This is a genomic window from Gallibacterium genomosp. 1, from assembly GCF_000771875.1.
GTDB lineage: Bacteria > Pseudomonadota > Gammaproteobacteria > Enterobacterales > Pasteurellaceae > Gallibacterium.
In genome coordinates this window covers 37,260-50,934 of sequence record NZ_JPXX01000012.1, presented here as the reverse complement: position 1 = coordinate 50,934, position 13,675 = coordinate 37,260, and the positions used below count along the sequence as shown (strand labels likewise).

The 13,675-nt window shown below is 37.0% G+C and carries 11 protein-coding genes and 1 tRNA gene; 2 read left to right on the top strand and 10 right to left on the bottom strand.

Annotated elements, in window-relative coordinates; all coding sequences use genetic code 11:
• Window positions 1-11 precede the first annotated feature (11 nt).
• Window positions 12-161, bottom strand: a complete 150-nt coding sequence (locus JP36_RS11310) for an ESPR domain-containing protein (protein WP_081964338.1) — start codon at window positions 159-161, stop codon at window positions 12-14.
• 452 nt (window positions 162-613) lie between these two features.
• Here JP36_RS11310 and JP36_RS11610 point away from each other — a divergent pair, with 452 nt between their 5' ends.
• Window positions 614-853 carry a hypothetical protein gene (locus JP36_RS11610; protein WP_039172445.1) on the top strand — a complete coding sequence of 80 codons (240 nt, stop codon included), beginning with the start codon at window positions 614-616 and terminating at the stop codon, window positions 851-853.
• A gap of 333 nt (window positions 854-1,186) precedes the next feature.
• Here JP36_RS11610 and JP36_RS04685 read toward each other — a convergent pair whose 3' ends face one another.
• The 5 genes from JP36_RS04685 to selA form a co-directional block, all read right to left on the bottom strand.
• On the bottom strand, window positions 1,187-2,527 hold the full coding sequence (locus JP36_RS04685; protein ID WP_039172442.1) for an HlyD family efflux transporter periplasmic adaptor subunit: 1,341 nt from the start codon (window positions 2,525-2,527) through the stop codon (window positions 1,187-1,189).
• A gap of 9 nt (window positions 2,528-2,536) precedes the next feature.
• Complete coding sequence (locus tag JP36_RS04680; protein WP_039136227.1) at window positions 2,537-4,714, bottom strand: type I secretion system permease/ATPase; 2,178 nt, start codon at window positions 4,712-4,714, stop codon at window positions 2,537-2,539.
• Between the two features lie 15 nt (window positions 4,715-4,729).
• Window positions 4,730-5,986, bottom strand: a complete 1,257-nt coding sequence (locus JP36_RS04675; protein WP_039172439.1) for a TolC family protein — start codon at window positions 5,984-5,986, stop codon at window positions 4,730-4,732.
• Between the two features lie 92 nt (window positions 5,987-6,078).
• Window positions 6,079-7,917, bottom strand: a complete 1,839-nt coding sequence (gene selB / locus JP36_RS04670) for a selenocysteine-specific translation elongation factor (protein ID WP_039172436.1) — start codon at window positions 7,915-7,917, stop codon at window positions 6,079-6,081.
• Window positions 7,914-9,305, bottom strand: coding sequence for an L-seryl-tRNA(Sec) selenium transferase (selA, locus tag JP36_RS04665; RefSeq protein WP_039172433.1), 1,392 nt, complete (start codon window positions 9,303-9,305; stop codon window positions 7,914-7,916). The genes selB and selA overlap by 4 nt, the downstream gene beginning before the upstream one ends.
• 99 nt (window positions 9,306-9,404) lie before the next feature.
• Between selA and JP36_RS11495 the strand changes: the two genes are divergently transcribed.
• Window positions 9,405-9,499 (top strand) — tRNA-Sec (locus JP36_RS11495).
• Window positions 9,500-9,811: 312 nt separating this feature from the next.
• Here the strand turns inward: JP36_RS11495 and JP36_RS04660 are convergent.
• The 4 genes from JP36_RS04660 to trkA form a co-directional block, all read right to left on the bottom strand.
• On the bottom strand, window positions 9,812-10,342 hold the full coding sequence (locus JP36_RS04660; protein ID WP_039136219.1) for a TIGR00645 family protein: 531 nt from the start codon (window positions 10,340-10,342) through the stop codon (window positions 9,812-9,814).
• A gap of 11 nt (window positions 10,343-10,353) precedes the next feature.
• Window positions 10,354-10,755, bottom strand: coding sequence for a large-conductance mechanosensitive channel protein MscL (gene mscL / locus JP36_RS04655; RefSeq protein WP_039136217.1), 402 nt, complete (start codon window positions 10,753-10,755; stop codon window positions 10,354-10,356).
• Window positions 10,756-10,843: 88 nt separating this feature from the next.
• On the bottom strand, window positions 10,844-12,286 hold the full coding sequence (locus JP36_RS04650) for a TrkH family potassium uptake protein (RefSeq protein WP_039172428.1): 1,443 nt from the start codon (window positions 12,284-12,286) through the stop codon (window positions 10,844-10,846).
• 12 nt (window positions 12,287-12,298) lie between these two features.
• The gene (trkA, locus tag JP36_RS04645; RefSeq protein WP_039172424.1) at window positions 12,299-13,675 is read right to left on the bottom strand and encodes a Trk system potassium transporter TrkA; all 1,377 of its coding nucleotides are present in this window, start codon (window positions 13,673-13,675) and stop codon (window positions 12,299-12,301) included.

Here is a 13,675-nt window from a genome sequence, read left to right as displayed (position 1 = left end):
AACAAATGATTTTAGTTTACCCCCCCCCCAATACTATTTGACATAAATTGACTTTCAGACAATTTTTCAGATTTTTGCTTACGTTTTCCCGGCGTTAATTCTGATACAGCAATAAAAACACCTTTAATGTGATCAAAAATGACTCTAAAAATATGGTTCATAAATTACCCTCAACATTATGATTTGTTGCAAAAAAAGCCTGCCGCATAAAAAGCTTGTTACGATTGAATTGTAAGTTCACGTTATAGACACGGAAATCAGTTTGTAAGATTTTAGTCTTTACCCAAGCTTAGGTAAAGACAAAAATAATTTTATATTCATAATTTTTTAATAATTTACGTTAAATCTTATTTTGGAGTGATTTTATTGGTTTTGATCAAAAGACGACACTTTACTGTGACTGTGCCTTGTATTGAAGTTTGGGTTTCGACTTAAAGGTCAACTTCATTTTTTGCTCTTGCAAAAAACACGCTCCTAACAATTCAAAGAGCATTTCTTTGTTTCATTTTTTATATTAATACGCTTTGATTTTTATCTATTTGATTTGCAGCAGTTAACTTATACTATATTTTAATTTTATAACTAATATTATCATTCATGGAGATCAATAAAGATGCAAAGGGAAAATTTAATTACTCACGAAACGAGATTAAAATTTCAACGATACCAATATTCATCTTTAGCCGGTATTTTTATTGGATATATGATGTATTATATCGTACGAAATAATTTCGTTTTCTCTACTCACTTTTTAAAAAGTGAAATGGGAATGGATACAACACAAATAGGGCTTATGACATCATTACTCCTGATTGCTTATGGTTGCAGTACAAGCAATGGAGGTGATTCCTAGTTTTGCTCTCGGATCTGCTGTTGGACTCCGTGGTTTTATGAGCTATATCGTTGGCTCGTCTTTAGGCACCACACTTTTCGGATTTGTTGTAAAACATTTTGGTTGGGATAGTGGCTTCTATACCCTACTAATTGGCATAATATTATGTTTCTTATTTTGTTTTTTATCTCATAAAGGATTAAGGAAAATCGAACAAGATAACCAAACAATTTAATAAGCATTTAAATAAAATGGCTTAATGCCTTGTAATATAAAGACATTAAGCCTCTTTTTTAAGCTATGTTTCTATTATATCAAGTTAAAAAGATTCTATTTTCTAAAACACATTATAAATTAACGTTCCTGTAACGCCTGCTTCATTCGTGTAATCGGTTTGATTAAATATTGAAATACTGTTTTTTCACCAGTCTTAATATCCACTGTTGCAATCATTCCCGGTAATACCGGCAATTCGTGACCGTTTTTATCAGTCAAATGACTGCCATTAGTTTTTACCAACACACGATAGAACGAGTTATTCGGATTTAAATTTAAGTCACTCGGTTGACGTTTATCCTGCAAAGTACTCGGACTTAATAACGTCACTATGCCATCTAATCCACCGTAAATCGCATAATCATAAGCTGTTAATTTCACTACTGCTTTCATTCCGGGACGTATATAAGCCACATCTTTCGGATTGATATAGGCTTCCACTAATAAATTATCCTCCACCGGCACAATTTCCATAATATCTTGTCCAGCAGAAATGACTCCACCAATAGTGTTAATGCGGATATTTTTGACAATACCTTTTAACGGTGCACGAATAAAAGAACGCTCCACTGGATCAGCTCGCGCTGCAAGATTCTCTTTTGCCTGATCAAGATCGCCTTGTACTCTCACTAATTCATTACCTGCATCAGTAATATACTTATGTTCACGTTCAGAAATCTGCAATGCCATATCATTCGCTGAGCGCTTCATTCGCAATAATTCCACCTGTGAAACCGCTCCTTTTGCTACCATCGGTTCTGTCAAAGCAATTTCAGAATCAAGATAGGCTTTACTATCTCGCAAAGTTTTAACTGCTTCTTCCAATGCTTGTTTTTTCGCTTTATAGACCTCCATTTCACGATCTTTAATCTCTTTCGGAATTTTTTCTGAAAAAACAGGTGTCTGCCCTGAAATTTCAGCTTTTAGACGTGTGGTAATCGCCTCAAGATTATCTACTTTCGCTTGTGTTTCACGCAAAATAGCAGAACTTCTGGTGTCGTCCAGTTTTAATAACACCTGTCCTTTTTCCACCAAATCTCCCTCATGCACCATCATTTGATCCAAAATGCCGGGATCCAAACTTTGAATAATCTGTTCTCGGCTATTTGGAATAATAGTACCTTGCCCACGGGTAACTTCTTCTATTTTGCTAAAATATGACCAAATTAGAAACACCACTAAAAAAGCACCCAATAGCCAAATCATAGCAAATGAACCCGTGTGTTTTTCCACCTGCAATGCCGCATTGAGGTCATTTAACAGACGTAAATCCTTACTATTCACTTTTTCTGTTGGCATTTGTGATTGTTCAGATTTTTTTATTTCAGTACTCAGAGATGTCGCCTTATTATCAGCTTGCTTTTTCTGCTCTCCGCTTTGCTCGTTATCCTTTTTATTTTCGTTATTTTTATCACTCATTGCTCAAACCTATTTATTCTCTGTATCATCGCTGTGATGTTCTATTTTCACAGTGGCTTCTTCTTGCTGTTGTGGTTGTGCTAAACGTTTTAATACTGCATCCTTTGGCCCATCCATTACCACTTTTCCGTTATCAACTACAATCACTCTATCAACTAACTGCAACACTTGAGGACGATGTGTAACTACCACTAAAGTACGGTTTTGTACCCATTGTGACAAACCTACCAAAGCCTGTTGTTCGTGGAATTGATCCAACCCAGTAGTAGGTTCATCCAACAACACTACTTTCGGATCTTTTAACGTCATACGAGCCAATGCCACTGCCTGTTTTTGCCCACCGGATAGCCCTAAACCATTTTCCCCAAGATACATATCCAATCCTCGCGGATGATTTTGCACTAAGCCTAACAAGCCGAAACGTTGCAACGCCACTAATAGGGTTTGATCGCTCGGGAAGGAATCCATTCGACCTATATCCAAATTTTCACGCAAAGTTCCTAAAAATAGACGAGGATTTTGTTCTAATAACAAAACTTGATTGCGTAAATAATAAGGATCGAGCTGTTTGAGGTTGATACCATCTAAAGTAATATTTCCTTTACTCGGATCATACAAACCAACACCTAATTTCAACGCCGTAGATTTTCCACTGCCAATTTTACCCAATACCCCTACTTTCTCACCCGGACGAACAATTAGGTTAAAATCTTGCAATGCTGGTTGACTATCTTCCTGATATTTAAAAGAAACGTGATTAAACTGCAAATGACCTTGCACCTGTTTCAAACTGATATATTCACGATCTGCGGGTTTATCAATAGGTTTAGATACAATACCTTCTACCCCTTTTAATGCTAACCACGCCTGTTGGAAACGAGTTGCCAATCCAGCAATTTGTCCCAACGGTGCTAATGCTCGCCCAGAAAGAATGACAGAAGCTATCAGTGCCCCCATTGTGATGCGACTACTCGGATCTTCACTATGAATCAGATAAGTACCGAAAATTACTAGAATTACAGTGTTTAACTGCTGCAAAGCGGTGATTAAATTCACCACAAAATTACTGGTATCTTTTACTTTAATTGAGGAAAAAGAACTTTTTGCGGTATAAAAATCCCAACGCTTCTGCGCCCACGACATTGCATTGTTATTTTTAATAGTTTCAATCCCCTCTATTGCTTCCACCACCAAGCCTTGACGTTGTGAAGATTCACGCATTGATTCATTAATGGCACGGGAAAGTGGGGCCTGTGCCAAAATACCGATAACAATCACCAAAGGAATAATAATCGCTGGTACCAATGCTAATTTACCAGCGACAATCCAAATTACAGTAACAAACAGCAATAAGAATGGTAAATCAACCAAAGTCAGCAAACTGGCACTAGTTAAAAATTCACGCACCGACTCAAAATCACGTAAGTTATTAGCGTAAGAACCAGAAGAAACCGGACGATTCTGCAACTTCAAGGCCATTACTCGCCGAAACAGCATCGCACTAATAATTAGATCGGCTTTTTTACCTGCCACATCTGTTAAATGTCCACGTATCATTTTGGCGGCAAACTCAAAACTGATTGCCAAAATCACACCTATACTTAATACCCATAAGGTTTCATATGCCTGATTAGGAATTACCCGGTCATACACATTCATTACATAGAGAGAACTAATTAAAGCAAGGAAATTGATAATAAATGTTGCCGCAATAACCTGATAATAATATTTTTTAAACCGCCAAATAATACGGAAAAACCAACTCTTCGGCAAAGAGTATTCCGGCAATTCAGAACGGATATCTTTTTCTACTTTCGGCTTAATAAACCAACAGTAACCAAGATATTTTTCAGCTAAATCTACTTCAGCAAGTTGCTGTTTTATACCATCAGTATGAGTAATGGTATAAAGGCGTTTACCCTCTTCATTAGTATCTATGGCAGTTACCACTGCAGCTTCTTCATTCTGTAAAATCAAAATTACTGGTAATGCCAAAGAAGGAATTTCATTCAATGATCGTTGCGATAAATTATTCTCAAAACCTTCGCTTCGCAAATATTCACATAATGATGAAAAATCAAGATTATTGCCATTACGGCGAATAGTATGAGAGGCAAGTGTCGCCACAGAAAGTGGCGACCCTAAAATTTGTGTTGCCAATGCAACATTTTCAATAATTAACTTCATAACTGTTTTTATTTTCTATTTAAGATCAATAGCCCATTTAGTAGTCATTCCTTGTGAATAAAGATAATCCAACACAGAATGACGTAATTGATATTCGGCGGATACTCGATTTAATTCCGCGCTTAATAATTCATTTTCCGCATTCAACAAATCCAATAAAGAACGCTTTGCAATTTGGAATTGTAATTTATAAAAGTTGGTAACTTCATAAAGTGAGTTAACCTGTTTTGATAACGTGCCAATTTGACGTTGGTACTCTTCTAAATTAATTAATGCAGTCCTAGTTTTCTCTTCCAACTCTAATTTAGTCTGCTCTAAACGACTTTTTTCAGCTTCTAATGTTTGTGCTTTTTCCTGTACGCTGTATGAAGAAGCACGATTAAACATATCCCAAGATACATTCAAATAAACCTGGCGATCATCTTTAGTTGCCTGCCCTATCAAATCTAATTTAGGATAACGACTCGCTTGCTCCGCTTCTACACTCGCGTGCGCACTCTTAATTTTAGCTTGAGCAGTCTTATAGGAAGGATGCAAATATTGGTTCTGAGAATACTGTTTCTTTAGTACAACAGCTGTCATTCCTTTAAAAGGATCAGACAACCCACTCACTTTTACCGCTTTACCTGAATAACGTTGCAATTGACTTAATGCGTCCTGTAACTCACGTTCAGAGGTATTTTGTTGTTGCTCAACTGCAAACATTCGTGCTTCTGCCTGCACCAACTCAGAACGACGCCCTTCATCATTGTCTGCAATCGCCTCTATTTCACCGATAATACTACGCAAACGAGCTAATCCTCGTTGTTGTGCTGCAATCGCATCTTTACTACGAATTGCCATTAAATAGAGTTCTGTAATTTTATAGGCAATATTCTCTTTTGTTTCATCATATTTATAACGGAAAGAATCTTCATTGGCCTCAGAATAAGCGACCTTTTTTTCAATTGCACCAAAAGAGTAAAGGTTCACATTCGCCTGTGCTCCCGGTGTAAATTTATTATTTCTATCATTTGTTTGATAACGAGAATAATCCTCTAATGACTGACGACCAAAAACAGATAGTGTTGGATAATGCCCCGAAATTGCCTGTTCTGTTTGATTGTGAGCAATCATCGTATTGGCTTTTGCTTCTAATAATTCCGGATCTTTCTCAAAAGCACGGGATAAAATTTGTTTCAATTCTGTATTTTGGCTATTCGCTGCATAGGTAACACTCGATAAGCATAACCCCAAAGCAAGAATAGAGTAAGTGAAATAATTTCGTGTCATAACCTATATTCCTCAACCAATTTAAAAATCGCGTAATTATAGGACAAATTAAATATTATTTGTACCTGTTGTTAACTATTACGCTTATTTTATTAAAAAGCATCTTCATCTCTTAATAAATGAAAGTTTCCTTTTCGTCGTAAAAATCCGGAACGATCAAAATATTCTACTAACTGTACCGATAATTTACGTCCAAACCCGAGTTGATCCCGAACCTCATTTACCGAAATCTGTTGATATTGACGAAGGTAAACTTTTAACCATTGTGCAAAACGCTGAATATCTTGCTGACGGAAAAATCGATCCTTCACAATTGGAATCAATAATCCCATTTTTCCTGCTTTATACATAAAACAGCGCATCTCCTGTTCATCTAACGATAAAATTTTTGCCATATCACGCACCCAAATAGGTTGTGTGGTTTTCGTAAATTCCGCCTCCACCGCTTGCCAAAGCTGCTGCTCCTGTGAAGTAAAACTGATCTGATGTTCAGGTAAATGTAACCAACCATTGGCTTGCAGCATCTGCTGCTGTGCCACTAATTGATCAATAAAATGGAAAATTAATATCTTCGGTTGTTGCAAGGCACTCATTCGCCATAAACGTACCTTACTAACTCCTAATTGATCTTGATGTTGCTCGTGAAACTGAGCCAAATGCTGTAATAACGCTTGTTGTTGTTGCTGTTGGTAATTCAAGGAAAATGCCTGATCACGGTATAAAAACAAGTGTTGTTGCTGTTGTAATTGTCGTAACTGACTAGAAGTCAACTGCTCTATCCATTGTAAATGAGCAACTTCCAATGTCTGATTTTTAAGATAAAATTTGATCCTTTCAATGCTGTTAGTACACTGTAATAACGATTGCAGATAACTCAACCGTTCCGGCGTACGTTTATGCCGTTTCGGAGAGTTAATCTCCAATACTGTTGCACCAGCTAATGTCTGCTGATCATCAGCATTACGCAAAATCAATTTATCACCACTCGCCATCAACAACGGTTTATCCATTACCAATTCAACTAAATCATTTTCACCATTGATCAATCGAGTAAATTTGCCAATTGTATGATTTGCCGCATAATAAATATGCACCGCCTGACTGTCATTTAAAACCTGATTTGGTTTTAATTTAATCGTTATTCTGTCACTAAAAGGCATTGTTTCTAAACTACTAAGCCAATCTCCACGTTTAATCTCATCTTTGCCTAATTCAGTAGCAAGATTTAATGCCACACGTTGCCCGGCAACCCCTTTTGACGAATTCTGATTTTGAGCGTGAATGCTTTTAACCCTAACCTTCTGTTGTGCACAAGAAAGATAAAGTTCATCACCTACTGACACCGCTCCACTGAACACAGTTCCAGTGACTACTAATCCAGCACCTTTTAAAGTAAATACGCGATCTATTGCATAACGGAACGGTTTATTTTGATCACTCAGATTTTCCAGTTTCAATAAATACTGCTTTAACTCATCAATACCCTGACCTGAATAAGCGGAAGTGATAAATGCAGGATTTTGAGCTAAGAATGGAAATTGCTTGCGAATTTTCTGCAATAATTGCTCAATTAGCTTAGAATCAACACGATCCGCTTTTGTAATAACAATTAAAATTTGTTTAAACTGCAATAAATACAGTAAGGTTAAATGTTCAACAGTTTGTGGCTTAATACCTTCATCTGCCGCCACCATCAACATTGCATAATCTACACCCCCCAATCCTGCCAACATATTAGAGAGAAATTTTTCGTGTCCCGGCACATCAATAAAACCAAGAACACGATCACCGATTGGCAAATAAGCATAACCAAGATCAATCGTCATTCCCCGTTTTTTCTCTTCCGGAAGACGATCAGCATTAGTGCCTGTCAATGCTTGAAGTAAAGCAGTTTTTCCGTGATCAACGTGTCCCGCCGTGACTATAATCATAATTCATTTACCGTTGTTAATAATGTTTCTATTCGTGCTACACTACGCAAATCTAACCATAATTTATTATTTTCAACACGACCGATAATAGGTTGCGATAATGACTTAAGTATTGTCATTAATTGATATAAATCTTCGCTTTTCGTCGATTTTGCCTGCAAAGTTACCGCTAAAGAATCAATTTTTGTCATTGGTTGCGCCCCACTACCAATTTGAGCAACAGAAGATTCTATCATTAAATAAAAGCGATCTCCGAACTTTACCTGTAACATTTGTAATAATTGTTGCGCCTGCGTTTGTAATTCTTCTATAGTTTTTGTTAAAGCATTTAATGTCGGCAATGATTTAGGTAACTTTTCTGGCTCGAGATATAAGCGTAACGTTGCTTCCAATGCACTTAAAATCACCTTATCACAACGCAACACTCGTTTTAACGGATGTTGTTGTAATTGCTCAATCAACGCTTTTTTGCCGACAATAATGCCTGCCTGTGGCCCACCCAATAATTTGTCACCAGAAAACGAGATTAAATCCACTCCCGCCACCACTTTCTGTTGTACTTGTGGTTCGTATGGCAAACCATAATTACGAAAATCGATCAACGCTCCACTACCTAAATCAGTAATTACTGGAATATTTTTATTTTTCCCCAACTGTACTAACTCTTCTTCACTAACACTATTAGTAAAACCGACAATTTGATAATTACTGCTATGCACCTTCAATAAAAAAGCAGTATTTTCATTGATTGCTTGTGCATAATCACGCAAGTGTGTACGATTTGTTGTACCAACCTCTACTAGCTTACAACCTGCCTGTTGCATAATGTCGGGAATACGGAAAGCACCACCAATTTCGATCAGCTCACCACGCGAAATAATAACTTCTCTATCCTTTGCAAAAGTCGCTAACATTAACAACACTGCTGCTGCATTATTATTCACAACACAAGCAGCTTCTGCACCTGTCAAACGTACTAACAACTCACTTATTGCTTCATCACGATGTCCACGCTTACCTTGTTGCAAATCAAACTCTAATGCCACATTTTGTCGCATCGCCTGTAGTGCCGCCTGTTGTGCCGATTCCGCCCAAATAGCCCTACCTAAATTCGTATGTAGCACCGTTCCGGTTAAATTATGCACCGGTTGAATGGCAACTTGCCGTTGCTGTTGTAACGATAATTCCACTTGTCGCAAAAAAGCCTGATCATCTACACAAAACGACGGTAATTGTGCCGATATTTTAATGAACTCCCTTGCTTGCTGTAAAAAATTACGCATTGCTGAAACCGTTGCGCTATGTCCATACTCTTCCAGAAGAAGTATACCGTTTTCGGTTTTCAGTAAACGATCAATAGAGGGAAGTTGTCGGTAAAATCCTGACATAACAGATTCCTAATTATTGAAAATAAAATAAATAATACTGTTTTTATCAGAAAAATTCAGTAAAATGAGTACACTTTTGTTACATATCTTACACTCTCGGGAGAGTCGTCGTTTCCGGTGAGGCGGCAGGACTTCAAATCCTGTTAAGGCTGCCAGCAGTCTTGGGTAGGTTCAACTCCTATGACTCTCCGCCATTAATTTCATTAACATATCTTAATAAGCTGATAGTACCATTTTATTTTTAAAGCTCGCTAGAACGAAGAACATCGTGGAAAAATCCCAATTAAACATTATTGATGAGAACAGCAATGGGCTAATACAGGAAAATTTCCCAAAACAGTAAGAGAATAAATCAATAGGAGTAACTCAGAACACCTTATGAAGTTTTTTCATAAGGTATTGTACTTGGTTTGACAATTCTACAAAAAAACCTACAAAATGAACTGACTTCAAAATGTAGGTTTAGTTTATATCTTAGAAGAATTTTAAAAGTACATCTATCATTATTAATGCTGTTTATGCGTTGTGTTATATAAAATCCTATCAGTATATGCCACCGCCAATGCTGATGCTAAGAAACCGAGATGTAAAAACAATTGCCACATAACCTGTTTTTCCGGCAAATTAGCCGCATTAATAAATGTCTGCAACATATGAATAGAGGAAATACTAATTATCGCCATTGATAACTTCACTTTCAACACTGAAGCATTAACGTGATCCAACCATTCCGGTTGATCCGGATGATTATCAGTATTTAATTTAGAAACAAAAGTTTCATAACCGCCAACCAACACCATCACCAATAAGTTGGCAATCATAACCACATCAATCAGATTCAACACTGCTAACATTATTGTGTTTTCATCCATTTGATTAAGATTTACTATCAAATGCCAAAGTGATTTCAAAAATTTAAAGGCATAAATAATCTGTACCACGATTAAACCAAGATAGATCGGCAATTGAACCCATCTACTGGCAAAAATCAATTTAGCAATCGCATTTGGTTTTGGAGTTGTTTGTTCTTGTTGCATAAAATCCTTAATTATTTATTTTTTAATAAATCACGAATTTCTGTTAATAATTTTTCTTCTGCGCTTGGTTCAGCAGGTTTTGGTTCTTCTACCGGTTTTTCACGTTTTAATTTATTCATCGCTTTAATTGCAACAAAAATAGCAAATGCAATAATAATGAAATCAAAAACAGTTTGAATAAACATACCATAATTTAAGGTCACTGCTGGTATATCACCGACCGGTCCGCGCAAAATAATTTTAAGATCTTTAAAATCAACTCCGCCTACCAATAAACCGATAATCGGCATTACAACATCACCAACTAAAGAGCTTACAATTTTACCAAATGCACCGCCGATAATAACCCCGACAGCCATATCAACGACATTACCACGCATTGCAAACTCACGGAATTCTTTAAAAAAACTCATTTTTATACTTCCAATCTAAAATTAATAATCAAATGTTAAAACGGCGCACATTATATTTTTATTGAAAATGTGATACAAATATTTTTAACTATTTTTTCCAAAAATTAGGAAACAATAAAATAAGAATTGTCATAATTTCAAGTCGTCCCAATAACATTCCTAAAATCATCAGCCATTTTGCTACTGTCGGAATATTAGCAAAACTGCCACTGGCTCCTACTTCATTACCAAATCCCGGTCCAACATTACTGATTGCTGTTGCAGCCGCACTCCACGCACTTTCAAAATTCATTCCTGAAATTGCCATTAACACTGCTAATACAGCCATAATCATAAAGTAACTGAAGATAAATCCTACAATCCCAAACACTGTTTCATTTGATACCGTATGGCGATTATAATGTACAGCGGAAATACTATTTGGATGAATCAATCTTAATATTTGATGTTTTAATACTTGGAACATTATTTGAAAACGGAATATCTTAATTCCACCGGTAGTTGAGCCTGAACACCCTCCTAAAATAAAAGCGACCGTAAATATCATTGTTGTGGTTGCCGTCCAAGTATCAAAATTACCTAAACTAAAGCCACAAGTGGACATAATATTAATTAAATTAAAAAAAGCATAACGAAGGCTATCCTGCCAACTAAATACATTCTCATAATTGAGCCAAGCAGCAGTGAATAAAGCAACAATAAAAACAAAAACAGTAAATCCCATTAATTGCTGATCACGGAATAAAACCCAAATATTTCGCCGATGAATTGCCTGCACCATTAATAGGAAAGGTAATGAGCCGATAAACATAAATACCGTGCAAATCCATTGTGTATTACTGTTAAATTCACTCATTGAGCCACTGCGTGTCGAAAATCCGCCGGTTGCAATCGTGGTAAAGGCGTGATTAATTGCATCAAAAAAATCCATTTCCGACCACATATAGCAAAATAGACAAATAACGGTTAAAGAGAGATAAATCTGAATAATACTTTTAGCAATATCTCGTGCTTGCGGCAAAATTTTATCGGATTTATCAGAAGACTCGGTTCGGAACAATGTCATTCCCCCCACATTTAAGAACGGCAACACCGCAACTGCCATCACAATAAAGCCTAAACCTCCTAACCATTGCATTGTAGAACGCCACATTAACAGTGCCGGAGAGGTATCGCTCACATCAACAATAATGCTAGAACCTGTAGTTGTCAGACCAGAAACAGTTTCAAAATAGGCATCAGTAAAACTAAAATCACTGATTACAATAAATGGTAATGCACTGAACACGCAACTAATCACCCAAATCAGAGTCGTCAACAACAGCATATCTTTCACACGTAAGCGCATATCTTGCGGTTTTTTACGCGTTAAAATAAAAGAGACAAAATGAGTGATGCCGATACAGATTAAAAAACCAATCAAACCATCACCATTATGAAAAAAGGTTACGATTAACGGAATAATCATCAACCACGCAATTTTAGAAAGCACTGAACCTAAAATGTAGAGAATAAATGGTCGATTAAACATAGTGTTACCTTTTTAGATAAAGAACGGGCTTGGTTGGAATAATTTTTCCACTTCAGCAATATACTTTTTATCTTGCAAGAACAAAATAACGTGATCATTTTCTTCAATCATCAACTCCTCATTGGCAATTAACACTTCACCGTTACGACTAACTGCCCCGATGATCACGCCTTGCGGAATTTTGATTTTTTTCAACTCACGTCCAATAACTTGTGAAGTTTGTACATTACCGTGAGCCACAATTTCGATCACTTCAGCCACACCGCGCCGCAATACGGTAACATTCACAATATCGCCTTTTCTGACATAACTTAACAGTGCCGAAACAGTCGCCTGTTGCGGTGAAATGGCAATATCGATCGTGCCGCCCTGTACCAAATGCAGATAAGCAATACGTTGGATTAAAGCAATCGCTTTTTTTGTTCCCAACCGTTTTGCCAACAGTGATGCCATAATATTGGCTTCATCATCACTGGTTAAGGCAATAAATGCATCAATATTTTCAATATGTTCTTCAAACAGAAAAGATTGATCAGAGGCATCGGCACAAAAAACAATGGTTTTTGATAATCTCTCCGCCAATATTTCCGCTCGCTTTTGATTACGCTCAACCAGTTTAACACTGTAATCATTTTCCAGTGTTCTTGCCAAGCCCGACCCCACATTACCACCGCCAACAATCATTATGCGACGATAATTTTTCTCTAACCGTTGCAATTCACTCATCACCGCACGGATGTGCTGACTGGCACAAATAAAAGTCACTTCATCGCCCGCTTCAATAATGGTTGAACCTTGCGGTCGAATCACTTTATCTTGACGCCAAATAGATACAACACGTGCATCAATATGTGGCAAATGTTCCTGTAACATTGAAATGGAGTAGCCAACTAAAGGCCCACCGTAATAAGCCTTAACTACAGCTAAACTGATCAATCCATCCGCAAAATTAGCTACTTGTAATGTTCCGGGGTAATTCACCAAACGGGCAATATCATCAATTACCAACTGTTCAGGTGAAATAATATGATCGATAGGCAAAACTTCATTCTTAAACAGTTTATCTTTTTCACGAATATATTCAGCATTACGGATACGCGCAATTTTTGTCGGAACTTTAAATAGTGTATAAGCCACCTGACAAGCCACCATATTGACTTCATCCGAACTGGTAACCGCCACCAGCATATCTGCATCAGTAGCCCCTGCTTCACGTAGAGTACGTGGCGATGATGCATTACCGTGAACGACACGTAAATCGTGCTTATCCTGCAAACGATTCAATCGTTCAATATCATTATCTACTAACGTGATTTCGTTATCTTCGCTAACCAAATTCTCTGCTAACGTACCGCCAACCTGACCGGCCCCCAATATGATAATTTTCAC